We start from the raw sequence: 23,820 nt of genomic DNA, 5'->3' as shown, positions 1-23,820 counted from the left end.
GGATAAAAGCCGGCACAAGAGATCAATCCATTGATAAATAAAGGCTTTCTCTTGTTGTTGCGTCTACCTCCTTGGAGGTAGACGGGGCCAGCATAGCCCCATACCCCCAGGGTCGACGTTGATCTGGGTCAAGTTCCACGGGGGGGCCGCCCCTAACCTGCGCTCATGGAATCACTTTCTGGAGCGCATACCGTGACTCAACCCCGTGTGAGACAAGGCCTGGTGCTGGGCATGAGCACCTTGGCGTTCACCGTCTGCTTTATGGTCTGGATGATGTTCGCCGTGCTGGGCGTGCCGATCAAAGAGCTGCTGCAACTCAACGAAACCCAGTTCGGCCTGCTGGCCGCCACCCCGGTGCTGACTGGCTCACTGGTGCGTCTGCCCCTGGGGCTGCTCACCGACCGCTTCGGCGGGCGCATCGTGTTCTTCCTGTTGATGCTTGCCTGCGTGCTGCCGTTGTACCTGATCACCTACGCCACCGCCTATTGGCAGTTCCTGGTGCTGGGGTTGTTTGTCGGCCTGGCCGGCGGCTCGTTTTCGGTGGGCATCGCCTATGTCGCCAAGTGGTTCGACAAAGAGAACCAGGGCTTTGCCATGGGCGTGTTCGGCGCCGGCAATGCCGGGGCCGCGGTGACCAAGTTTCTCGCCCCGGCGCTGATCGCCCTGGGCACCTGGCACCTGGTGCCCAAGATGTTTGGCGCGATCCTGTTTATCACCGCGTTGTTGTTCTGGTTTCTCACCAGCGAAGACAAAACCCACCGCAGCGCCGGCGGTGCCAGCCTGCGCCAGCAGTTGCTGTGCCTCAAGGACCCGGCCGTGTGGCGCTACTGCCAGTACTACTCGATTGTGTTCGGCGGCTATGTGGCCCTGGCGCTGTGGATGACCAAGTACTACGTGCAGGAATACGGTTTCAGCCTGCAAAGCGCCGCGCTGCTGGCCGCGTGTTTCTCCCTGCCCGGTGGTGTGCTGCGCGCGGTGGGCGGCTGGATGTCCGACCGCTGGGGCGCCCAGAGCGTGACCTGGTGGGTGCTGTGGGTGAGCTGGATCTGCCTGTTCCTGCTCAGCTACCCGCAGACCCAATTGCAGGTGCAGACCGTCAACGGTCCCCTCGACTTTCACATCGGCCTCAACGCCACGCTATTCACCGTGCTGCTGTTTGTGATGGGCATCGCCTTCGCGTTCGGCAAGGCCTCGGTGTTCAAGTACATCGCCAATGACTACCCACAGAACATGGGCGCGGTGTCCGGCATCGTCGGCCTGGCCGGTGGCCTGGGCGGCTTTGTGCTGCCGATCCTGTTCGGCGCCCTGGTGGACCTCACCGGCGTGCGCTCCTCCTGCTTCATGTTGATGTACGGCGTGGTCTGGGTGTCCCTGACCTGGATGTACCTCAGCGAAGTTCGCAAACAGCCGTTGCTCGGCAAGCCCTCTCTTCAAGGAGAATAATCATGTCCATCGCACAAAAGCCCGGCTCGGGCCCGGTGATCCACGACTGGCGCCCTGAAGACCCGGCGTTCTGGGGCGCCAGCGGCAAGAAGACCGCGACCCGCAACCTGTGGATCTCGATTCCCGCGCTGCTGCTGGCCTTCGCCGTATGGATGGTCTGGAGCACGGTGATCGTGCGCCTCAACGCCATCGGCTTTACCTTCACCACCGACCAACTGTTCTGGCTGGCCGCGCTGCCGGGATTGTCCGGCGCCACCTTGCGGGTGTTCTACTCGTTCATGGTGCCGATCTTCGGCGGGCGCCGCTGGACGGCGCTGAGCACCGCGTCCTTGCTGCTGCCGTCGCTGTGGATGGGCTTCGCGGTGCAAGACCCCAACACCCCGTACAGCGTTTTCGTGCTGATCGCCTTGCTCTGCGGTCTCGGCGGCGGCAACTTCGCCTCGAGCATGTCCAATATCAGCTTCTTCTACCCCAAGTCGCAGCAAGGCACCGCGCTGGGCCTGAATGCCGGCCTGGGTAACCTGGGCGTGTCGGTGATGCAGTTCTGCGTGCCGCTGGTGATCACGTTCGGCGTGTTCGGCCTGATGGGTGGGCAACCGCAGACCTTGCCGGATGGCAGTCAACTCTGGTTGCAGAACGCCGGGTTTATCTGGGTGCCGTTCATTCTCGCCGTCACCGTGGCGGCCTGGTTCGGCATGAATGACCTGTCCAGCGCGCGTGCATCGTTCAGCGAGCAGGCGGTGATCTTCAAGCGCAAGCACAACTGGCTGATGTGCTGGTTGTACCTGGCAACCTTCGGTTCGTTCATCGGCTTCTCGGCGGCCTTTCCGCTGCTGATCAAGACCTCGTTTCCCGACGTGGTTGCACTCAAATTCGCCTTCCTCGGCCCGCTGGTCGGTGCGCTGGTACGCCCGTTGGGCGGCTGGCTGGCGGACAAGCTCGGCGGTGCGCGGGTGACCTTGTGGAACTTCGTGCTGATGATCGCGATGGTCTTCGGCGTGCTGCACTTTCTGCCGCAGAACGGGCAGGGCGGCAGCTTCTACGGCTTCCTCGGCATGTTCATGCTGCTGTTCATCACCACCGGCGTGGGCAACGGTTCCACCTTCCGCATGATCCCGGTGATCTTCCGTACCCAGCATGAAAAAGCCAGCGCCGGCAAACCGGCGGCGGTGCGCGAACAAGCCCTCAAAGACGCCGGCAAGGAATCCGCCGCCGTGCTGGGCTTCAGCTCGGCCATGGGCGCGTTCGGCGCGTTCTTCATTCCCAAGTCCTTCGGCACGTCCATGGCCGCCACCGGCAGCCCTGCCATGGCCTTCTACATGTTTGTCGGTTTCTACCTGAGCTGCATCGTCGTGACCTGGTGGTGGTACGCCCGCAAAGGCTGCGCCACACCCTGCTGATCGACCACGAATTCGCGGGGCAACGCACCCCGCACGCCTGATGAGGAAAGCACCATGAGTCACTTGTTGGATCAACTGCGGTTCTTCAACCGCAAGCAAAACGAATTCTCCGACGGTCACGGCGAGACCCGTAAAGAGTCCCGCGATTGGGAAAACGTCTACCGTTCGCGCTGGCAGTACGACAAGATCGTGCGCTCCACCCACGGTGTGAACTGCACCGGCTCGTGCTCGTGGAAGATCTACGTGAAGAACGGCCTGATCACCTGGGAAACCCAGCAGACCGACTACCCGCGCACCCGCAATGACCTGCCCAACCACGAGCCGCGCGGCTGCCCGCGTGGCGCGAGCTACAGCTGGTACATCTACAGCGCCAACCGGCTCAAGTACCCGAAGATCCGCAAGCCGCTGCTCAAGTTGTGGCGTGAAGCGCGCCAGACCCTTTCGCCGGTCGAGGCGTGGGCGAGCATCGTCGAGGATAAGGTCAAGGCCGACGCCTACAAGAGCAAGCGTGGCATGGGCGGTTTCATTCGCTCCAACTGGGAGGAGGTCAACGAGATCATCGCCGCCTCCAACGTCTACACCATCAAGCAATACGGCCCGGACCGCATCGTCGGCTTCTCGCCGATCCCGGCCATGTCGATGGTCAGCTATGCGGCGGGTTCGCGTTACCTGTCGCTGATCGGCGGCGTGTGCCTGAGTTTCTACGACTGGTACTGCGACCTGCCACCGGCCTCGCCGATGGTGTGGGGCGAGCAGACCGACGTGCCGGAATCGGCCGACTGGTACAACTCCAATTACATCATCGCCTGGGGTTCCAACGTCCCGCAGACCCGCACCCCCGACGCACACTTCTTCACCGAGGTGCGCTACAAGGGCACCAAGACCGTGGCCATCACCCCTGACTACTCGGAAGTGGCCAAGCTCACCGACCTGTGGCTCAACCCCAAGCAGGGCACCGACGCCGCGTTGGCCCAGGCCTTCAACCATGTGATCTTCAAGGAATTTCACCTGGATAAACCGAGCGCGTATTTCACCGATTACGCCAAGCGCTTTACCGACCTGCCGGTGCTGGTGATGCTCAAGCCAATGACCGGTTTTGCACCGGGCGCCGGTTTCCAGCCCGACCGCTTCCTGCGCGCCTCGGACCTCACCGGCAACCTCGGCCAGGACAACAACCCGGAATGGAAAACCATCGCCCTCGATGAGAGCGGCGAGTTGGTCTCGCCACAAGGCTCCATCGGCTACCGCTGGGGCGAGAAGGGCAAGTGGAACATCCTCGCCAAGGAGGGCGGTGAAGGCCGCGCTATCGACCTCAAACTCAGCCTGATCGGTGACGACGTCGCCGAAGTGGCCTTCCCGTATTTTGCCGGCGAAGTCCAGGAACACTTCCAGCACGTGGCCGGCGAGGCGGTGCAGTACCGTCGCGTGCCGGTGCACAACGTGACCCTGGCCGACGGCTCGGTGGCCAAGGTCGCCACGGTGTTCGACTTGTCCGCCGCCAACCTGGCCATCGACCGTGGCCTGGGCGGCCACAACGTGGCCAAGGACTACGACGATGCCAGCGTGCCCGGCACCCCGGCGTGGCAGGAAGCGATCACCGGCGTGAGCCGCGAGAAAGCCATCCAGATCGCCCGCGAGTTCGCCGACAACGCTGACAAGACCCGTGGCCGTTCGATGATCATCGTCGGCGCGGCGATGAACCACTGGTACCACATGGACATGAACTACCGCGGGCTGATCAACATGCTCATGCTCTGCGGTTGTGTCGGCCAGACCGGCGGCGGCTGGGCCCACTACGTCGGCCAGGAAAAACTGCGCCCGCAATGCGGCTGGCTGCCGCTGGCCTTCGGCCTGGACTGGAACCGCCCGCCACGCCAGATGAACGGCACCAGCTTCTTCTACGGCCACAGCTCCCAGTGGCGCCACGAGAAGATGAACATGCACGACGTGCTCTCGCCCCTGGCGGACAAGTCGCAGTTCCCCACCCACGCGCTGGACTACAACATCCGCGCCGAACGCGCCGGCTGGTTGCCGAGTGCACCGCAGCTCAACACCAACCCGCTGCACATCTGCCGTGACGCGGCCGCCGCCGGCATGACGCCCAAAGACTACGTGGTCAAATCCTGGCAGGACGGCACCTTGCGCTTTGCCTGCGAGCAGCCGGACAGCCCGGTGAACTTCCCGCGCAACATGTTTATCTGGCGCTCCAACCTGCTCGGCTCCTCGGGCAAGGGCCATGAGTACATGCTCAAGTACCTGTTGGGCACCAAGAACGGGGTGATGAACGAAGACATCGGCTTTGGCGGCGAAAGCAAGCCCACCGAGGCCGAGTGGGTCGACGACGGCGCCATCGGCAAGCTCGACCTGGTGACCACCCTGGACTTCCGCATGTCCTCCACCTGTGTGTATTCCGATATCGTTTTGCCGACCGCCACCTGGTACGAAAAAGACGACATGAACACCTCGGACATGCACCCGTTCATCCACCCGTTGTCGGCGGCCATCGACCCGGCGTGGGAGTCGCGTTCGGACTGGGAAATCTACAAGGGCATCGCCAAGGCCTTCTCGGCCATGTCGGTCGGCCACCTGGGCGTGGAGCAAGACCTGGTCACCGTGCCGCTGATGCACGACAGCGTCGGCGAACTGGCCCAGCCGTTCGGCGGCACCGACTGGAAAAGCGCCGGTGTGGCGCCGGTGCCGGGCAAGAACGCGCCGAACATGGCAGTGGTGGAGCGCGACTACCCGAACATCTACAAGAAATTCACCTCGTTGGGCCCGATGCTGGAAAAACTCGGCAACGGCGGCAAGGGCATCAACTGGAACACCGATGAAGAAGTCGAGTTCCTCGGCGAGCTCAACCATCAGGAAAACGCTGCGGGCATCAGCCACGGCCGGCCGAAAATCGACAGCGCCATCGACGCCGCCGAAGTGATCCTGTCCCTGGCCCCGGAAACCAACGGCAAGGTCGCCTTGAAAGCCTGGGCCGCGCTGTCGGAATTCACCGGCATTGACCACAGCCACCTGGCGATCTCCAAGGCCCATGAAGCGATTCGCTTCCGCGACATCCAGGCGCAGCCGCGCAAAATCATCTCCAGCCCCACCTGGTCGGGTCTTGAGGATGAACACGTGAGCTACAACGCAGGCTACACCAACGTCCATGAAAACATCCCATGGCGCACCATTACCGGTCGCCAGCAGTTCTACCAGGACCACCCGTGGATGCAGGCGTTCGGCGAGCAGTTGATGAGCTATCGGCCACCGGTCAACACCCGCACCATCGAAGGCGTGAAGGGCAAGCGCAGCAATGGCGAGACCGAGATCGTGCTGAACTGGATCACCCCGCACCAGAAGTGGGGCATCCACAGCACCTACAGCGACAACCTGTTGATGCTCACCCTGAGCCGTGGCGGGCCGATTGTGTGGCTCTCGGAAATCGACGCCAAGCGCGCCGGCATCGAGGACAACGACTGGATCGAATGCTTCAACGTCAACGGCGCGCTCACCGCCCGTGCGGTGGTCAGCCAGCGCGTCAAGGAAGGCATGGTGATGATGTACCACGCCCAGGAACGCATCGTGAATGTGCCAGGTTCGGAAACCACCAAGACCCGTGGCGGCCACCATAACTCGGTGACCCGCGTGGTGCTCAAGCCCACCCACATGATCGGTGGCTACGCCCAGCAGGCCTACGGCTTCAACTATTACGGCACGGTCGGTTGCAACCGCGATGAATTCGTCGTGGTGCGCAAGATGGCCAAGGTCGACTGGCTCGATGGCTCCAGCGGCGATGACCTGCCGCGCCCATTGCCGACCGATATCGAGGAGAACTGAGATGAAGATTCGCTCACAGATCGGCATGGTGCTGAACCTGGACAAATGCATCGGCTGCCACACCTGCTCGATCACCTGCAAAAACGTGTGGACCAGCCGCGAAGGCATGGAATACGCCTGGTTCAACAACGTCGAGTCCAAGCCGGGCATCGGCTACCCCAAAGAGTGGGAAAACCAGGACAAGTGGAAGGGCGGCTGGGTGCGCAACGCCAACGGCTCGATCAACCCGCGCATCGGCGGCAAGTTCCGCGTGCTGGCGAACATCTTCGCCAACCCCGACCTGCCGAGCCTGGACGACTACTACGAGCCGTTCGATTTCGACTACCAGCACCTGCATACCGCGCCCTTGGGCGAGCACCAGCCCACCGCACGCCCGCGTTCGCTGGTGTCGGGCAAGCGCATGCAAAAGATCGAGTGGGGCCCCAACTGGGAAGAAATCCTCGGCACCGAGTTTGCCAAGCGGCGCAAGGACAAGAACTTCGACCAGATCCAGGCCGACATTTACGGTGAGTACGAAAACACCTTCATGATGTACCTGCCACGCCTGTGCGAGCACTGCCTGAACCCGGCGTGCGCGGCGTCGTGCCCGAGCGGTGCGATCTACAAGCGCGAAGAAGACGGCATCGTGCTGATCGACCAGGAGAAATGCCGCGGCTGGCGCATGTGCATCAGCGGCTGCCCGTACAAGAAAATCTACTTCAACTGGAAGAGCGGCAAGTCCGAGAAGTGCATCTTCTGTTACCCGCGTATCGAAGCCGGCATGCCCACTGTGTGCGCCGAAACCTGCGTCGGCCGCATTCGTTATCTCGGCGTGCTGCTGTATGACGCCGACCGCATCAGTGAAGTGGCCAGCACCGCCAGTGAGCAGGACCTGTACGAGAAGCAGCTGGAAATCTTCCTCGACCCGAACGACCCGGCGGTGATCCGCCAGGCCCTGGCCGATGGCGTGCCGCAGTCGGTGATCGACTCGGCCCAGCGCTCGCCCGTGTACAAGATGGCCGTGGACTGGAAACTCGCACTGCCGCTGCACCCGGAATACCGCACCTTGCCGATGGTCTGGTACGTGCCGCCACTCTCACCGATCCAGAACGCCGCCGCTGCCGGCACCGTGGGCATGAACGGGGTGATCCCGGATGTCGACAGCCTGCGTATTCCGCTGCGTTACCTGGCGAACATGCTCACCGCCGGCGATGAAAAACCGGTCAAGCGTGCGCTCAAACGCCTGTTGGCCATGCGTGCCTACAAGCGCTCCCAGCAAGTCGATGGGGTGCAGGACCTGCAAGTGCTCGAAGACGTCGGCCTGAGTGTGGAACAGGTGGAAGAGATGTACCGCTACCTGGCCATCGCCAACTATGAAGACCGTTTTGTGGTGCCCAGCGCGCACCGCGAAGACGCCATGAGCGACGCGTTCGCCGAGCGCTCCGGTTGTGGGTTCAGCTTCGGCAGCGGTTGCAGCGGCAGTTCCGACACCAACATGTTCGGCGCCAAGAAGGCCAATCGCCGCGACGTGCTCAAAACCGTACAGATCTGGGAGGACTGAGCCATGCGCATTCTTAAAGTGATTTCGCTGCTGCTGGATTACCCCACCGAGACCCTGGTGAACGGCCGCGACGAATTGGAACAGGCGATTCTCGAATCGCGGGAAATCAGCCCCAAGCAGCGCGGTGCGTTGTTCGAGCTGCTGGAGCTGATCTGCGCCAATGACCTGATGGATGGCCAGGAACACTACGGCGCGCTGTTTGGTCGGGGGCGTTCGCTGTCGCTGTTGTTGTTCGAACACGTGCACGGCGAATCCCGCGACCGGGGCCAGGCCATGGTCGACATGATGGCCCAGTACCAAGAGGCCGGGTTTGCCATCGGCGTCAAGGAGCTGCCGGACTATATCCCGCTGTACCTGGAGTTCCTCTCCACCCGCGAAGACATCGAGGCCCGCGAGGGCCTGGCGGATGTGGCGCATCTGTTGGCGTTGCTCGCCGCACGGCTGGACGAGCGTGAGAGCGGCTATGCCAGCTGCTTCCGTGCGCTGTTGCAGATCGCCGGCGCCGAGCCGCACCAGGCCGTGGCCGAACTGCGTGCCCAGGTCGCCGCCGAGCCGCGTGACGACTCCCTCGAAGCCCTGGACAAAATCTGGGAAGAGGAAGCGGTGGACTTTATGCAGGCTGAGCAACAGGACCGCTGCAGCTCGATGCCAAGCGCACCCGGCAAGGCCCGCGAAGAAAGCGCGGTGCCGTTGCACTGGGTGGATTTTCAGCAAGAAGGCCGGGCCGCAGCGCCAGCCGGGGAGGTGGGTAATGTCTAAGTGGAATTTGCTGGTATTCGGGGTGTATCCGTATGTGGCCCTGGCCATTTGTTTGTTGGGCAGTTGGGCGCGGTTCGACCTGTCGCAGTACACCTGGAAGGCCGGCTCCAGCCAGATGCTCAACAACCGTGGCATGCGCGTGGCGAGCAACTTCTTCCATATCGGCGTGCTGTTCGTACTGGCCGGGCATTTTGTCGGCCTGCTCACCCCGGCGTCGGTCTATCACCATGTGATCAGCACTGAAAATAAACAGTTGCTGGCGATGGTCTCCGGCGGTTTCTTCGGCCTGCTGTGCCTGGTGGGCCTGCTGATGCTGGTCAAGCGCCGCCTGGGTGATCCACGGGTACGGGCCACATCGAGCCCGTCGGACATTCTGATCCTGCTGGTGTTGCTGGCGCAGTTGCTGCTGGGCTTGCTGACCATCGTGGCCTCCACCGGCCATATGGACGGCTCGGTGATGGTGATGCTCGCCGACTGGGCGCAGAACGTGGTGCTGTTGCGGCCTGTGCAGGCGGCCGAGGCGATCGCGCCGGTGTCGCTGATCTACAAGTCCCATGTGGCGCTGGGTTTGACCCTGTTCGTGCTGTTCCCGTTTACCCGCCTGGTGCACATGGTCAGCGCGCCGATCTGGTACCTGGGGCGTCGTTATCAAATCGTGCGTCAGAAGTATTGAGGAGAGCGTTATGACTACTGGATGCGGATGTGGTGGCGGTAATGGCGGCAGCGGTGGTTGCGGGTCGTCGGCCAAGGAGTCGGTAATGGCCGAAGTGCCGGCACACGCGCCTTTCGAGGAGCTCAAGGCGCCGGAGTTGATCGCCAGCAGTGAACAGGAGTGGCCGATCATCAGCGTCAACGGCGTGCCGGTGACGCCTGAGGCGATGGCCCTGGAGTTGCAATATCACCCGGCCGAAAGCCGCGAGGCGGCGGTGTACCTGGCCGCCCGCGCTCTGGTGATCCGCGAGCTGTTGCAGCAGCGGATTGCCGAGCTGGGCCTGGCGGTGGACATCGCCCCCGGTGAAAACGAAGAGGAAGCGGCCACGCGTTTGCTGCTGGAGCGCGAGGTCAAGGTGCCCGAGTGCGACGAGGCCACCTGCCTGCGTTACTTCGACAACAACCGGGGACGTTTCCACAGTGCGCCGTTGTTGGCGGTGCGGCACATCCTGCTCGAATGCGCGCCGGACGACATCGAGGCGCGCGATCTGGCGCACAGCCAGGCAGAAGTCTTGCTGCTGAGCCTGGAAGAGCAGCCGGGCCAGTTTGCCGAACTGGCCCTCAAGTATTCGGCGTGCCCGTCCAAGGCCCAGGGCGGTTCGCTGGGCCAGGTGAGCAAGGGCCAGACCGTGCCGGAGCTGGAGCGCCAGCTGTTCACTCTGGCGCCGGGCCTGGCCGGCAAACCCTTGGAGAGCCGTTATGGCTGGCATGTGATCAGCGTCGACCAGCGTATCGAAGGCCAGCCGTTGCCCTACGAAGCGGTGGCGGTGGCCATTCGCACCCAGCTGCAACAGGGCGTCTGGCAGAAGGCATTGGTGCAGTACCTGCAAACCCTGATCGGCGCGGCGGACATCCGCGGCATTGCGCTGCAGGGCGCCGACTCGCCGCTGGTGCAGTGACATGAGCCTGGTGGATGGTGTGGGCCGCTCCATCGATTACCTGCGCCTGTCGGTGACCGACCGCTGTGATTTTCGCTGTGTGTACTGCATGGCGAAAAACATGACCTTCCTGCCGCGCCAACAGGTGTTGACCCTGGAAGAGCTGCAGCGCCTGGCTGCGTTGTTCGTCGGCCAGGGCGTGCGCAAGATCCGTCTTACCGGCGGCGAACCGCTGATCCGCCCTGGCATTGTCGGCTTGTGCCGCAACATCGCCGCGTTGCCGGGGCTGCGTGAACTGGTGATGACCAGCAATGGCTCGCAGCTGGCGCGATTGGCCCGGCCGCTGGTGGAGGCGGGGGTCAAACGCATGAATATCAGCCTGGATAGTCTGGACCCTGAGCGCTTTCGCGCGATTACCCGTAACGGTGATTTGCGCCAGGTGCTGAACGGGATCGAAGCGGCGCGGGAGGCGGGGTTCGAGCGGGTCAAGCTCAACTGCGTGGTGATGAAGGGGCGCAATTTTGATGAAGTGCCGGCGTTGGTGCGGTATGCCATTGAGCAGGGCATCGACATCAGTTTCATCGAGGAAATGCCCCTGGGGGATGTGGGGCGCTCGCGCGGGGAGACGTTTTGCTCCAGTGACGAAGTGCGCGCGGTGATCGCCCGGGAGCACGGGTTGGTGGATAGCACCGAGAACAGCGGCGGCGCGGCGCGGTATGTGCGCTTGGCGCGGCATCCTGGGACCCGCATCGGATTTATTTCGCCTAATTCGCATAATTTTTGTGGCAGTTGCAATCGGGTGCGGATGACGGTTGAGGGGCAGTTGTTGTTGTGTCTGGGGCAGGAGGAAGCGGTGGATTTTCGGGGGTTGTTGCGTCGGTATCCGTTGGAGGATGGGCCGTTGGTTGAAGCGTTGGTTCGGGGGTTGAGGGGCAAGCCTTTGCGGCATGATTTCAGGGGGGATGGGGAGGTGCAGGTGGTGCGGTTTATGAATATGAGTGGGGGGTGAGGAGTGTTGTGGGACCGAGTACATATCCATTACTTCGGTAACGGCGGCTGGCGGTTCCGCTCTTACAGCGGGTCACCTTTGGGGCTCTTTTCCAAAAGTGACCCGCCGTAAGGGCGGAACCCTAGGCGGCCGTTACCCAAATAACGGATATCCCCCCAATCAAAAAACCTTGACCCCAATCAAGGGAAGCCCACCCTATTTTCCGTAACCTCACTGCATCTTGTGTCTATAAATCTTAAAGCCACTACATATAGTGCTCGGAGCCCGGAAAATGCAAAACACGCTCACCCCGCTGATCAGCACCCACCTACACAAACGCGACGGCAGCCTGGCCCCCTTCAACCCCGAAAAAATCCGCCAGGCCCTGATCGCCGCCGGCACCGCAACCGGCGAGTACCAAGAGGCCGACGTCGACCTGTTACTGGGCGCCGTCCTGGCCCGCCTGAGGAGCATCGACCACCTGGACGTCGAGCAAATCCAGGACAGCGTCGAACGCGTATTGATGGACGCCGGCTACTTCCTGTCCATGCGCGCCTACATCGTCTACCGCGAACAACACGGTCGCCTGCGCCGCGACCGCAAGACCCTGGTGGAAGTCGCCACTTCGATGAACGAATACCTCGACCGCGAAGACTGGCGCGTGCAGGCCAATGCCAACCAGGGCTATTCCCTCGGCGGGCTGGTACTGAACGTGGCGGGCAAGGTCACCGCCAATTATTGGCTCGACGAGGTCTACAGCGAGCAGATCGGCCGCGCTCACCGTGAGGCGGATCTGCACATCCATGACCTGGACATGCTCGCCGGCTACTGCGCCGGCTGGTCGCTGCGTTCGTTGTTGCACGAGGGCCTCAATGGCGTACCGGGTCGCGTCGAAGCGGGGCCGCCCAAGCATTTGAGCAGCGCCCTGGGGCAGATGGTCAACTTCCTCGGCACCCTGCAAAACGAATGGGCCGGCGCGCAGGCGTTCAGTTCGTTCGACACTTACCTGGCGCCCTACGTGCGCAAGGATCAACTGAGCTACGCCGAGGTGCGCCAGGCGGTGCAGGAGTTCATCTACAACCTCAACGTACCGTCGCGCTGGGGCACCCAGACGCCGTTTACCAACCTGACCTTCGACTGGGTGTGCCCGCAGGATCTGCGCGAGCAAATCCCGGTGATCGGCGGCGAGGAAATGCCGTTTGCCTACGGCGACCTGCAGGCCGAGATGGAGCTGATCAACCGCGCCTATATCGAAGTGATGCAGGCCGGCGATGCCAAGGGGCGGGTGTTCACCTTTCCGATCCCCACCTACAACATCACCCATGATTTTCCCTGGGACAGTGACAACGCCGACCGCCTGTTCGAGATGACCGCACGTTATGGCCTGCCGTATTTCCAGAACTTCCTCAATTCCGATATGCAGCCCAACCAGGTGCGTTCGATGTGCTGTCGCCTGCAACTGGACGTGCGTGAGTTACTCAAGCGTGGCGGTGGCTTGTTCGGGTCGGCGGAGCAGACCGGCAGCCTGGGGGTGGTGACGATCAACTGCGCGCGCCTGGGCTATCTGTTCAAGGGCGACACTTCGGGCCTGCTGCAGCGCCTGGATAGCCTGATGGACATGGCCATGGAAAGCCTGGAAATCAAGCGCAAAGTGATCCAGCACCATATGGACGCCGGTCTTTACCCCTACACCAAGCGTTACCTGGGCACCTTGCGCAATCACTTCTCCACCATCGGCCTCAACGGCATGCACGAGATGCTGCGCAATTTCAGCAGTGACGAGCAGGGCATGCACACCGAGCAGGGCCGCGCCTTTGCGCTCAAATTGCTCGACCATGTGCGCGCCACGCTGCTGCGTTTCCAGGAAGAAACCGGCCACCTCTACAACCTCGAAGCCACCCCGGCCGAGGGCACCACTTACCGCTTCGCCAAGGAAGACCGCAAGCGCTACCCGGACATCCTGCAGGCCGGCAGCGATGTCGCGCCGTACTACACCAACTCGTCGCAACTGCCGGTGGGCTTTACCCAGGACCCGTTCGAAGCCCTGGAGCTGCAAGATGAACTGCAATGCAAATACACCGGCGGCACCGTGTTGCACCTGTACATGGCCGAGCAGATTTCCTCGGCCCAGGCCTGCAAGCAATTGGTGCGCAAAGCCCTGGGACGTTTCCGCTTGCCGTACCTGACGATCACTCCGACGTTCTCGATTTGCCCGGTGCACGGCTACCTGGCCGGCGAGCACGAGTTCTGCCCCAAGTGCGATGAAGTCCTGGCACTGGCTGCTGTGCGATAAAGCATTTTTCCAACCCGCAAGGAGATTCACCATGCAAGCATCCCAACCACAACGTCAGCGCTGCGAAGTCTGGACCCGGGTGATGGGTTATCACCGGCCAGTCTCGGCGTTCAACCCCGGCAAACAGTCCGAGCACAAGGAGCGTGTGCATTTCACCGAAGCGGCCGCTGTGGCCGGGCGCCAATGAGTCGAGCGCTACGGGTCGGGGGCCTGGTGCCTCTGACCACCCTCGACTACCCCGGCATGCTCGACTGCGTGCTGTTTTGCCAGGGCTGTGCCTGGCGCTGTCGTTACTGCCACAACCCGGACCTGATCCCACCGCGCGCAAGCACGGAGGTGGATTGGCGCCGGGTATTGCTGTTTCTGCAACGGCGCCAGGATCTGCTTGACGCCGTGGTGTTCAGCGGCGGCGAGCCGACCCTGCAGGAAGGCCTGCCGGCGGCCATGGATGAAGTGCGGACCATGGGCTTTCGCATCGGCCTGCACAGCGCGGGAATCAAACCGGCCGGTTTTGCCAACGCGCTGCGTCATGCCGACTGGGTGGGGTTTGATGTCAAGGCCCTGGCCGAGGACTGCCAATTGATCACCCAGGTCAGGGGCAGCGGCGCCGCCAACTGGCGCAGCCTCGACACCTTGTTGGCCAGTGGCGTGGAGTACGAATGCCGCACCACGGTGCACTGGCACCTGATCGACCCGCCACGCTTGCTGCGTCTGGCCCAGCGTTTGCAAGCCCGTGGTGTGACGCGCTTCGCCGTACAGATGGTGCGCACGGCCAGCATGCTCGATCCGCAATTGGCGAGCGCGCCGGTACAGGCATCGCTGCCGGAGCTATGGGGCCGCCTGCGGGAGTTATTTCCCGCGTTTGTACTGCGAGGGTGATGCACGCCCTCCACAGGATTTTTATAGATGCTGCCCATGTTGGGCAGGCTTTCATCAGGGATTATCAGAATGAAGCAATTAACCACGGCTCAACGCATTGTCATCGGTTTCGCGATTGCGCCGTTGGCCCTGGTCGGCTTGGTGTTTTACGCCCTGCACGACCTGGCCACCCTCAAGCAGCAATCGGAACAGATCGTGCGGCAGGACTGGCCGAAAATCGCGCCGATCATGGTGATTGCCACCGGTGTGCGCGATAACGGGCGCAACACCCGCGACCTGCTGATTGACCAGGACAATCAACAGGCCCAGGCCGCCATAAGTACCACACGCCAGCGCATCACCGACGCCTTCGCCGCCCTCGAGCCACTGCTCGACACCGCCGAAGGCAAGGCCGCGTATGCCACCTTGAAAAGCCATCGTGAAGCCTACGTCGCCGCATTTACTCAAGTGCAGGCGCTGATCAGGCAGGGCGCCCGCGAGCAGGGCCTGGCGCAACTCAAGCAACAGGTGATGCCGGCCGAACTGGACGTGTTCAAGAGCCTGGACGCCTTGATGGCGATGCAGGGGCGTGTGTTCGCCGAGCGCCAGCAGGCGGCGCAGACCCTGTACGACGAGGCCCGGCGCACCATGATCGGGCTGTTCCTGCTGTGCCTGGCCTTGGTGGTGACCGCTGCAGTGATTGTCACCCGCAGCGTGATCCGCCCCCTGGGTGGCGAGCCGTCCGAAGCGGCGCGGGTGTTGAACCATATCGCCGAGGGCGACCTGACCATCCAGGTGCCGGTGGGCAACAGCGCCGAGGGCAGCGTGATGCGCAACCTGCACCGGATGCAGCAGAGCCTGAACCAGATGGTGCGGCACATTGCGGCGTCGGTTGACGGCGTGGCCAGTTCTTCCGAGGAATTGAGCGCGGTCAGCGGCCAGACCAGCAGCAGCTTGCAGGCCCAGGGCCAGGAGATCGAACAGGCCGCCACGGCGGTGAATCAAATGACCGCCGCGGTCGATGAAGTGGCGCGCAACGCCGTGAGCACCAGCGAAGCCTCGCGCCTGTCCGAACAGACCGCCCAGCGCGGCCGCGCCCAGGTGCAGGAAACCGTGGCGTCGATCAACACCCTGGCCACCGGCGTGGTGGAAACCTCCGAACGCATCCAGCAACTGGCCGGGCGCGTGCAGGACATCAGCGGCGTGCTGGAAGTGATCCGCAGCATCGCCGACCAGACCAACCTGCTGGCCCTCAATGCTGCCATCGAGGCTGCGCGTGCCGGCGATGCCGGGCGCGGCTTTGCGGTGGTCGCCGATGAGGTGCGTGCGCTGGCCCATCGCACACAGACGTCGACCCAGGAGATCGAGCAGATGATCGGCAATATTCGCCAGGACACCGAACACGCGGTGGCCGCGATGCACAGCAGCAGTGAGCGGGTGCAGGCGACCTTGGGCGTGGCCCAGCGTTCGGGGGAGGCGTTGGAGGAAATCACGCGGTCTATTTCGCAGATCAACGAGCGCAACATGATGATTGCCAGCGCCACCGAAGAGCAGGCGCTGGTGGCGCGGGAGGTGGATCGTAATCTGGTGGGGATTCGCAATTTGTCCCAGCAGGTGTTGCAGGGGGCGTTGCATACGGAGACGGCGGGGCAGGATCTGGCGGGGATGGCGGGGGTGTTGCATCAGATGGTGGGGCGGTTCCGGGTTTAGGTTTATCGAATGCAGGCAGCACAGGCCGTCGGTTTCAGAGCCGGCCGATATGGCCTGTCGAACTCCGTCCAAATGTGGGAGGGGGCTTGCCCCCGATGAGCCCGCTCACCACAGGGAAGATTTTCAGCTTTTAAAAATTGTGTAAAGACCTATGCCCCGATGAGGGCGTGTCAATGAATGCATTTTTCGTAAAGGCCGAACCCATATCAATCGTCACTAAACAACAGATAGGTACTCAATCAACCCCACCCCCAACACCGCAACCATCACCCCAGCCCAAGCACCCCACCGCGATTCCACCCCATCCAGCTGCCGCCACCCCAACCACAAACACCACCCAATCGCCCCGACCAAAACCCCCACCCGAACCGGCTGCACCCAAGCCAATACCCACCCCTCATACCGCAACAACTTCACCGTCGTCGCCGACAACCCCAAAAACAACCCCGCACCACCCAAGGGCGTCAAGGTCAACGCCAGTGGCCGAAACAGTGCACGATCACCCGCCACGCGCGCAGCCAGGTGCAGCAGTAGCCAGCATGCGCCACCGAGCAGCAATGAACTGCCTGTCAGATACAGCACGATGCAAAAACCGTCGAGCCAACTGAAGCTGTCATTGAGCTGCGGATAATGGGTCAGCAGCCACCACGGCGCATTGTCCTGCAGTGGCCATAACCAGTCGTGGCCCACCAGCCATTCGGCCAGGCTTTGCTTGAGGACGATGAACCACGGGCTGGCGGTCCAGTGGAACGCGCCCATGGCCAGGCCGATCACACCAAACAGCAACAGGCGCGCGTCCCACACCGAGCCGGGTTGGCGCGGTGCCTGGAGGATTTCCTGGTTGCACGAACGCGCGATCAATTGCACGGCACCCCGTTGTCCGCTGCAGCGGCCGCAGGCGTGGCAGTCGCTGGCGCCTTGCAGGCGGCGGATGTCCAGCAGCGGTGCGCAGTTGGGCAGTGGCAGGCGTGGGGCGGTGTTGGCTTTCCAGCGTTGTTGATCCACCGCGAAGTGCACTGGCGCCAGGCGGGCGAGCAGGGCGAATACGCCGCTGACCGGGCACAGGTAGCGGCACCACACACGCTTGCCGCGTACGAACAGCAGGCCGACGATCACCGCCGCCACGGTCGAGCCGCCAAGGATCAGCAAGGCCGCCTGGGCGTAGTCATAGACGCTGATCAACTGGCCGTAGAGGGTGGTCAGGCAAAAGCCCAGGGTAGGCCAGCCGCCCCAGCGCAGCCAGCGGGGTATGCCCAGGCCACGGCCGTGCTGGCTGGCCCATTCGCTCAACGAACCTTCCGGGCAGAGCACGCCGCACCAGAGGCGCCCGAATAACACCATCGACAGCAACACGAACGGCCACCAGATACCCCAGAACAAAAATTGCGCGAGCAGCGTCAGGTTGTTCAGCAGGCGCGCTTGGCTGTCCGGCAGCGGCAGCAGGGCCGGCACCACCAGCAGCACGGCGTACGCCAGCACCACCGCCCATTGCACGGCACGGATCAGCCGGGCATGGCGGCGCATGCCATCGCCCAGCTGTTGCAACCAGCTCATGCCCGTGACCGGCGCAAGCCGTTGCCCACCACCAGCCAGTAGCCCAGCAGCACCAGCAAGGTGATCAGGCTGGGCGCGGCGCGGTAACCGGCAAAGTCGGCGAGCAGTGCGCCGACGCCATGGCTGTCGCTGAGCAGGGCGCTGCTGTCCCAGCGGCTTTCACCGAAGGCGTTGTAGACCCAATCGGGCATGTCCATGGCCAGCAGTTGCCCGCTGATGCGGTCCACGGCGGCCACCAGCAGGGCGCCCCCCAATAGCAGCAACAGCGCTTCGCTGAGGGCGAAAAAGCGCGACCACGAGATATAACGCCGGCTGCTGCGCAACAGCATTACCGTGAGACCGGCCAACACCAGGCCCAACACACCGCCGATGGCGAACAATCCCAGCGCGGTGTCATGCAGCCGCGCGCCGGCACCGTAGAGGAACACCACGGTTTCGCTGCCTTCGCGACTCACCGCCAACAGCGCCAGCAGCATCAGCCCCCAACCGCCCTGATGGGCCAGGCGCTGGTCGGCTTCGCTCACCAGGGTGTGCTTGAGCGTGGGCGCGTTGCGGTGCATCCAGAACACCATCTGCACCATCAAGCCACTGGCCACCAGCGTCATGAGGGCTTGCAGCCATTCGCCCTCGGCGCCGGTCATGGTCTCGCCGGCCCACAGCATCAACCCGGCCAGGCCCGCCGAGCACAGCAGCCCCGACAGCACTCCGGCCCAGAGAAAACGGGTCAGGCGTGAGTGGCCGCTCTGGCGGCTGATCCAGGCTTGCAAGATGCCGATCACCAACAGCGCTTCGACGCTTTCGCGCCACACAATGAACATCGCTTGATTCATCAACGGCTCCTAGTCGGCGCGGATGCTGCCTTCGGGCAGTTGTGGGTTGAACTCGTCGAAGAAGGGATACACACCGGGCTTGAGCGGGTGGATCACCACAAAGGTGGTCACTCCGGGCGACAAGACTTTCTCCACGCGCAGCGGTGTGCTTTCGAATTCGGCAGGCCCGGCGCCGACATTGTTGAGCAGGATCTTGAAGCGCTCGCCGGCCTTGACCACCAGTTGCGGCGGGGTGAAATGGCCGTCTTGCAGGCTCAGTTCATAGGTGGGCAACGCCGCCGCCAACGCCGCGCCATTGAGCAGCACACCGCCCAACAGCAAAACGCGGCGCATCAGTAGCCGCCTTTTTTGCCGATGCCGGCGTAGACGAATTCGTAATGCACCTCGCAGCGTTCGAACCAGGGCGCCACGCCGGTTTCCTTGTCGGTGTGACGGCCCAGGGAATGGTGGCCGGTGGGCGGCAGCACACTGAAGGTGAGGGTGTATTTGCCGGGCCCTTGCAGTTTGACGTTATCGCCATAGTGCGGCCCGTCGTTGGCGACCATGGCGTGGAAGTCACCGCTGATCGGCGTGTCGCTGCCGTGTTTTTTCAGCGAGAACGACAGGTTCAGGTACGGCACGAAACTGCCTTCCTGAAAGCCCTGGGCATTGTCCGCCGTGGCCCGCACATCGGCCTCCAGGTGCACGTCGGAATCGGCGGTGGCGCGCATCATGCCGGCCGGGGCCATTTCAATCGGTTGCAGGTACACCGCGCCGATCTCCAGACCGGGGCACGGTTGCGGTTCGCCGATGGGGTACTCCTTGGCGAGCGCCGCGGAGGTGGACAACAGCAGGACGATCGGTAGCACAGAGAGGGTACGCATAAGGGTTTCCAGACGGGTGAGAAGAGGAGCCCGAGTCTAGAAAGGTCTGGCGTAAACAATAATGATTCTTGTCAAGTTCGGACGATATTTCATGCGTGCCAGGCTTGATATCGGTCAAGGCGGGGGGTGGGACTCAGGGGTAGGGTGGTGATGTCGCCCTTCGGTAAGGAGCACTGTAATGGCCAAGCCTTTCCCGCTGCACCCTAAACACCCCGAGCGCATCTGCTGGGGCTGTGATCGCTACTGCGGCGCCACCGACCTGGCCTGCGGTAACGGTGCCGACCGCACCATGCATCCGGCCGAGATGCTCGGCGACGACTGGTACGAATATGGCGACTGGGGCCTGGCGCCCGAGCCGCCGAGTGCGGATGAGCCGTCAGCTGCCTGAGCGCGGTTTTTTCTGGCGGTCTTTATCGGGAGCGGCAGGCTTGGACGTTTTGTCCTGCTGCTTGTCGGTGTCCTGGGTTTTTTTGTCGCTGTCGGAAGGGCTGCTCGGGTAAGTTCCCGGCGGCAGGGCAGAGCCGGCGGCACCGTCGCCCGTCAAGGCGTTGGCCGAAGGTGTGGGGTTGTCGCCAAACGCGGCGAGGGCGGGTTGGCCGCACAGGGCGGTCAGGGTGAGGGTGAGCAAGATCCTTTGCACGTTCTTCATGATTCAATCCTCTTGAGCCATTGCGCAAAACCGAGGCCCCCATCCCGGAGGGCCCCGGTGTCGCATCAATCAAGACTTTCTGCCGCCGCCGGAGCTGTGGGCCCCGCCTTTTTTCCCGGCTTCAGAAGCCTTTTCACGGTCGTTGGCAAAGTTGCCGCCGGAGCCCTGGCCACCGCTTTTGCGGGTCGTGTCGGACTTGGCTTTGCCGCCTGCGCCTGTGGTGGTTTTTCCGCTATTAGCCATTTTCAAATCCCTCATCAATGAGTGAATCAATGGGTGTTGCCTAATTGGGAATACGCCTTCAGAAGTAAAGTTTGAAAAAGTTGGAAGCGAGACGATGAGCGGGCGTCAGGCCGCCATCGGCTTGGCGGTCATGGATTTTTTATACGCGGCTTTCATGGCTTCCATTTCAGCACCGAGCTCTTCGAGTTGCGCTTTGCCCAGCAGTTTTTTCGCTTGAGGGAACATCTCGGTTTCCTCTTCTTCGATGTGATGTTCCAGCAGTTCCTTGACCACTTTCACCCGGCCGGAAAACTCGGTGGTGGACGGTTCGGTCTGCTTCAGGTCAGGCAGTACGAGGGTGTCGACGGTGCGGTGCTCTTCCTTGGCTTCGTGGTACATGATGTCCTGTTCCTTGCCACCGGCTTTACGGAAGGCGGGGTAGAGAATCTCTTCCTCGAGCTTGGTATGCAGGGTGATTTCCATCTCCAGTTTGGCCAGCAGTTCGGTGCGCTTTTTCACACCGCGCTCGGTGGACTCGCTCAGTTGGGTCAGCAGGGCCTTGACACGTTCATGGTCGGCTTTGAGAAGGTCGATGGCATTCATGATGAAACCTCATAGACTGGGGTCGGGCGCGTCGAAGTGCGCGCCTCGTCCGGTAGGTCATTGCATCCGTCGTACCAACTTTTTATTTTGATAAAAGTGCTTATAAAACAAAATATTATAAATTTGTGGCGAAGGCGCATGTCGTGCAGCTTGCATGGTCGGCGGTCAGCGGGATTGCATTACACCGTGCTTATCCGCCGCTGACCTTCCAGTGCTTGATGTCTTCGGCGAACACCACCTGCTTGACCTCATGGGCAATGCCATAGGCCAGTGACTCATGGGCCGCGATAACTTTTTCCTCGGCCGACAGGCACTTGAAAATATCCAGCTGGGTTTCGGCCTGCAGGGTTTCCAGTTCATAGATTTTGACGTAGCGCGCCAAGTCGTTGTCCAGGCTTGACAGGTACTCGCGCAGGCGCTGGTGGTCCACTGAGTTCTGGCTGAAATACCAGTTCATCGGGTGGATAAGAAAGCGTGAATGAGGCGTGGTAATCCGCCGGTTGGCCGCCAGGAACAGAATGATGCCCATGGATTCGATGTTGCCCGCATTGATCGCACACAACGGCACCGGCAACGCCTTGAGGAAGGTGTAGAGGGTAAAACCGAAATTGGTGCTGCCACCAGTGGTCGACAGGTTCAACAGCAGGGAGCTGGCGCCTTCTTCGATGGCGTCCAGGCAGCAATCGCGAAAGCGTTCGGTGGTGCCCTGGTCGATCTGGCAATGAAAGTGGATGACATGTTCGGTCATGTTGAACCTCCGTTATTCACCACAAGAGAGGGACTGACATTGAGTCTAGAGGCTTGCGAAGAATATGCCGCAACCGGTGGGCGTGAGCCATTTGCTGCAAATTCGATGGAACCCTTGGGCGCCGTGCTTGACCTAAGCCATAGACCTCAGGAGGTGAATCATGCAAATAGAATATGTCTGGATCGGTTTGGCGGTGATTCTGCTGCTGTTGGAATTGTGGGCGATCAATGTGGTGTTGCGCAGCACCGGCGGCTGGGAGACCAAAGGCTTATGGTTGGTGGTGCTGATCTTCGTGCCGTTGTTGGGGCTGATCGCCTGGGCGATGTTCGGGCCCAAGCGCGAGATGGCAGACTCGCGTAAAAGCTGACGTGTGAAGCGGATAGCAAACAGGCGCCCCACGGGCGCCTGTTTACGTTCAGGGTTCAGCGATCAGCCAGCCAGCGCCTGGGCAATCGCCTCGTTGAACGCCGGCAAGTCATCCGGTGTGCGCGAGGTGATCAAGGTCCAGCCATTGGCTTTGCATTGCTTGACCTGGGCATCGACCCAACCGGCGGCGCCGGCGTTTTCCAGGTCGATGCGCACGCTTTTATACGAGGTCAGGGTCTTGCCCTGAACCACGCCCGCATCGATCAGCGTCCAGGGGCCGTGACAGATGGCCGCGATGGTCTTGCCGGCGTCGGCGAAGTCCTTGATCAAGCGCAGTGCCGCCGCGTCCTGGCGCAGGGTGTCAGCGTTGACGGTACCGCCTGGAATCACCAGCGCGTCAAAATCGCGGCTGACGACGTCCGACAATTGCACGTCGGATTCCACGGTCTTGTCCTTTTCGGTATCACCGACAAACGTCTGGGTGGTGCCGCCCTTGCTGGAACCGTGGGTCACCGTCGCGCCAAAATCGCGCAGTGCTTGCAGAGGCTTGAGCAACTCGTCGCGCTCGATGCCGGTGTTGGAGGTGATGATCAGGATTTTTTTACCGTTGAGTTGCGAGCTCATGTGCGGATGTCTCCTGTGCTAATGAGTGGATTACTTGGCGTATTTGCTTTGCAGCTCCTTGGCCATTTTCAGGTGTTTTTCCAGGGTCGGCAGCTTCTCGCTGGCGAAAGCCTTCAGCTCGGCGTTGTCCGAGGAAGTCGACTCTTTCTTGAACAGCTCGACGGCTTCTTCATGGGCATTGACCTGGTTGTTGGCGTAAGCCTTGTCGAACGATTCGTCGCGCATCTCAAGGATGGCTTTCTTGGCCTTGTCCATCAGGGCGGCATCGTCCGGCACTTCAAGATCGTGTTTTTTGGCCAGGGCCATCAACTCCTGGTTGGCTTTGGTGTGATCGTCGACCATGTGCTGGGCGAAGGTCTTCACGTCAGCCGAACTGCTCTTTTGCAGGGCCAGCTTGCCAGCCTCGACTTCGGTGATACCGCTTTGCGCAGCCTTGTCGACGAAGTCATTGTTGGTTGCCGCCATGGCGACGGAAATCGAACCGGCAACCAGTGCGAAGGTCAGGCCCATCTGTTTCATCAGCTTGGTAGTCATGGTGTAGCTCCTTGTGGATGACGTGATGTCGTTACCTGAAAGTTGAGCGAAGGTGTGCGTAAAAGGTTTAATTTTTTTTGATTTTTTCGCAGGCGGCGAAGTGGAAAATTGACTTGAACTATCCAAATGTGGCGGGCTCTGCTGCATAAGTGCCTGCTGTTTTCGTGGGCCTTAGACTGCCAGGAGACTCACCATGACCGATCACAACCCTGCCGACAAAACCCCGGAAGCGATCAGTTCCGAACACGCGCAAGAGGGCCGCGAGCGGGCGTCGAAGGGGCAGACCCTGGAACATCCGAATCCGAACACGCAAACGGTCGACAAAGTGCTCACGCCCACCTCGATCAAAGACACTGAGCGCCAGACCGACGCTATCAATGAGCGGCTCGACAAGGCCGAGCGCAAGCTGGACCGCTGAG

24 protein-coding genes and 1 pseudogene are annotated in these 23,820 nt (G+C 61.9%); 15 read left to right on the top strand and 10 right to left on the bottom strand.

The features are described 5' to 3' along the window. Positions 1-192: 192 nt before the first annotated feature. The 12 genes from PSH66_RS17315 to PSH66_RS17260 all read left to right on the top strand — a co-directional run bounded on the left by PSH66_RS17315 (position 193) and on the right by PSH66_RS17260 (position 16,408). Positions 193-1,443 carry a nitrate/nitrite transporter gene (locus PSH66_RS17315; protein ID WP_305427310.1) on the top strand — a complete coding sequence of 417 codons (1,251 nt, stop codon included), beginning with the start codon at positions 193-195 and terminating at the stop codon, positions 1,441-1,443. A gap of 2 nt (positions 1,444-1,445) precedes the next feature. Continuing rightward, positions 1,446-2,843 carry a NarK family nitrate/nitrite MFS transporter gene (locus PSH66_RS17310; protein WP_305427309.1) on the top strand — a complete coding sequence of 466 codons (1,398 nt, stop codon included), beginning with the start codon at positions 1,446-1,448 and terminating at the stop codon, positions 2,841-2,843. Positions 2,844-2,897: 54 nt separating this feature from the next. Continuing rightward, positions 2,898-6,671, top strand: coding sequence for a nitrate reductase subunit alpha (locus PSH66_RS17305; RefSeq protein ID WP_141065067.1), 3,774 nt, complete (start codon positions 2,898-2,900; stop codon positions 6,669-6,671). A gap of 1 nt (position 6,672) precedes the next feature. Continuing rightward, positions 6,673-8,211 (top strand): nitrate reductase subunit beta, encoded by a 1,539-nt coding sequence (gene narH, locus PSH66_RS17300; RefSeq protein WP_003174552.1) that lies wholly within the window; start codon positions 6,673-6,675, stop codon positions 8,209-8,211. Between the two features lie 3 nt (positions 8,212-8,214). Further along, positions 8,215-8,970: a nitrate reductase molybdenum cofactor assembly chaperone gene (gene narJ / locus PSH66_RS17295; RefSeq protein ID WP_003174551.1), complete on the top strand. Its 756-nt coding sequence runs from the start codon at positions 8,215-8,217 to the stop codon at positions 8,968-8,970. Then, positions 8,963-9,643, top strand: coding sequence for a respiratory nitrate reductase subunit gamma (gene narI / locus PSH66_RS17290; protein WP_305427308.1), 681 nt, complete (start codon positions 8,963-8,965; stop codon positions 9,641-9,643). The genes narJ and narI overlap by 8 nt, the downstream gene beginning before the upstream one ends. Before the next feature lie 10 nt (positions 9,644-9,653). Continuing rightward, positions 9,654-10,580 (top strand): peptidylprolyl isomerase, encoded by a 927-nt coding sequence (locus tag PSH66_RS17285; protein WP_305427307.1) that lies wholly within the window; start codon positions 9,654-9,656, stop codon positions 10,578-10,580. A gap of 1 nt (position 10,581) precedes the next feature. Then, positions 10,582-11,568 (top strand): GTP 3',8-cyclase MoaA, encoded by a 987-nt coding sequence (gene moaA, locus PSH66_RS17280; protein WP_305427306.1) that lies wholly within the window; start codon positions 10,582-10,584, stop codon positions 11,566-11,568. 271 nt (positions 11,569-11,839) lie between these two features. Beyond that, positions 11,840-13,840 (top strand): ribonucleoside triphosphate reductase, encoded by a 2,001-nt coding sequence (locus PSH66_RS17275; protein ID WP_003174547.1) that lies wholly within the window; start codon positions 11,840-11,842, stop codon positions 13,838-13,840. 31 nt (positions 13,841-13,871) lie between these two features. Further along, positions 13,872-14,027 (top strand): anaerobic ribonucleoside-triphosphate reductase, encoded by a 156-nt coding sequence (nrdD, locus tag PSH66_RS17270; protein WP_003174546.1) that lies wholly within the window; start codon positions 13,872-13,874, stop codon positions 14,025-14,027. Then, a complete protein-coding gene (locus PSH66_RS17265) occupies positions 14,024-14,719 on the top strand; it encodes an anaerobic ribonucleoside-triphosphate reductase activating protein (protein ID WP_305427305.1) in 696 nt (231 codons plus the stop codon). Before nrdD ends, PSH66_RS17265 begins: the two co-directional genes overlap by 4 nt. A 69-nt stretch (positions 14,720-14,788) precedes the next feature. Next, positions 14,789-16,408, top strand: coding sequence for a methyl-accepting chemotaxis protein (locus PSH66_RS17260; RefSeq protein WP_305427304.1), 1,620 nt, complete (start codon positions 14,789-14,791; stop codon positions 16,406-16,408). A gap of 216 nt (positions 16,409-16,624) precedes the next feature. Here PSH66_RS17260 and PSH66_RS17255 read toward each other — a convergent pair whose 3' ends face one another. From PSH66_RS17255 to PSH66_RS17240, 4 genes are read right to left on the bottom strand one after another with little or no spacing between them, the layout of a single operon-like run. Beyond that, a complete protein-coding gene (locus PSH66_RS17255; RefSeq protein ID WP_003174543.1) occupies positions 16,625-17,962 on the bottom strand; it encodes a 4Fe-4S binding protein in 1,338 nt (445 codons plus the stop codon). Beyond that, complete coding sequence (locus PSH66_RS17250) at positions 17,959-18,792, bottom strand: FTR1 family protein (protein ID WP_305427303.1); 834 nt, start codon at positions 18,790-18,792, stop codon at positions 17,959-17,961. Before PSH66_RS17250 ends, PSH66_RS17255 begins: the two co-directional genes overlap by 4 nt. A gap of 9 nt (positions 18,793-18,801) precedes the next feature. Then, positions 18,802-19,125, bottom strand: coding sequence for a cupredoxin domain-containing protein (locus tag PSH66_RS17245; protein WP_003174541.1), 324 nt, complete (start codon positions 19,123-19,125; stop codon positions 18,802-18,804). Then, the gene (locus PSH66_RS17240) at positions 19,125-19,655 is read right to left on the bottom strand and encodes an iron transporter (RefSeq protein WP_141065077.1); all 531 of its coding nucleotides are present in this window, start codon (positions 19,653-19,655) and stop codon (positions 19,125-19,127) included. Before PSH66_RS17240 ends, PSH66_RS17245 begins: the two co-directional genes overlap by 1 nt. Before the next feature lie 178 nt (positions 19,656-19,833). Between PSH66_RS17240 and PSH66_RS17235 the strand changes: the two genes are divergently transcribed. After that, positions 19,834-20,043, top strand: a complete 210-nt coding sequence (locus PSH66_RS17235; protein ID WP_003174539.1) for a DUF3079 domain-containing protein — start codon at positions 19,834-19,836, stop codon at positions 20,041-20,043. Here the strand turns inward: PSH66_RS17235 and PSH66_RS17230 are convergent. The 4 genes and pseudogenes from PSH66_RS17230 to PSH66_RS17215 all read right to left on the bottom strand — a co-directional run bounded on the left by PSH66_RS17230 (position 20,032) and on the right by PSH66_RS17215 (position 21,877). Next, positions 20,032-20,304, bottom strand: a complete 273-nt coding sequence (locus PSH66_RS17230; RefSeq protein WP_003174538.1) for a hypothetical protein — start codon at positions 20,302-20,304, stop codon at positions 20,032-20,034. The two genes, PSH66_RS17235 and PSH66_RS17230, sit on opposite strands and share 12 nt — an antisense overlap. A gap of 69 nt (positions 20,305-20,373) precedes the next feature. After that, positions 20,374-20,481, bottom strand: a pseudogene (locus PSH66_RS30205) (general stress protein); the annotation flags it as partial. 171 nt (positions 20,482-20,652) lie between these two features. After that, positions 20,653-21,129 carry a hemerythrin domain-containing protein gene (locus PSH66_RS17220; protein WP_305427302.1) on the bottom strand — a complete coding sequence of 159 codons (477 nt, stop codon included), beginning with the start codon at positions 21,127-21,129 and terminating at the stop codon, positions 20,653-20,655. Positions 21,130-21,319: 190 nt separating this feature from the next. Further along, positions 21,320-21,877: an ATP-dependent Clp protease proteolytic subunit gene (locus PSH66_RS17215; RefSeq protein ID WP_305427301.1), complete on the bottom strand. Its 558-nt coding sequence runs from the start codon at positions 21,875-21,877 to the stop codon at positions 21,320-21,322. Between the two features lie 160 nt (positions 21,878-22,037). Here PSH66_RS17215 and PSH66_RS17210 point away from each other — a divergent pair, with 160 nt between their 5' ends. Next, positions 22,038-22,244, top strand: coding sequence for a PLDc N-terminal domain-containing protein (locus PSH66_RS17210; RefSeq protein WP_078733511.1), 207 nt, complete (start codon positions 22,038-22,040; stop codon positions 22,242-22,244). A gap of 62 nt (positions 22,245-22,306) precedes the next feature. Here the strand turns inward: PSH66_RS17210 and PSH66_RS17205 are convergent, their stop codons facing one another. Next, positions 22,307-22,867 carry a type 1 glutamine amidotransferase domain-containing protein gene (locus tag PSH66_RS17205; RefSeq protein ID WP_003174533.1) on the bottom strand — a complete coding sequence of 187 codons (561 nt, stop codon included), beginning with the start codon at positions 22,865-22,867 and terminating at the stop codon, positions 22,307-22,309. Between the two features lie 30 nt (positions 22,868-22,897). Next, positions 22,898-23,401: a DUF4142 domain-containing protein gene (locus PSH66_RS17200; protein WP_003174532.1), complete on the bottom strand. Its 504-nt coding sequence runs from the start codon at positions 23,399-23,401 to the stop codon at positions 22,898-22,900. Positions 23,402-23,594: 193 nt separating this feature from the next. Here PSH66_RS17200 and PSH66_RS17195 point away from each other — a divergent pair, with 193 nt between their 5' ends. Beyond that, positions 23,595-23,819: a hypothetical protein gene (locus tag PSH66_RS17195; protein WP_003174531.1), complete on the top strand. Its 225-nt coding sequence runs from the start codon at positions 23,595-23,597 to the stop codon at positions 23,817-23,819. Position 23,820: the final 1 nt, after the last annotated feature.

It is taken from the genome of Pseudomonas sp. FP597, assembly GCF_030687435.1.
GTDB classification, from domain to species: Bacteria; Pseudomonadota; Gammaproteobacteria; order Pseudomonadales; family Pseudomonadaceae; genus Aquipseudomonas; species Aquipseudomonas lactucae.
The sequence above is the reverse complement of the archived record's forward strand: the minus strand, read 5'-3'. Positions and strand labels throughout refer to the sequence as shown.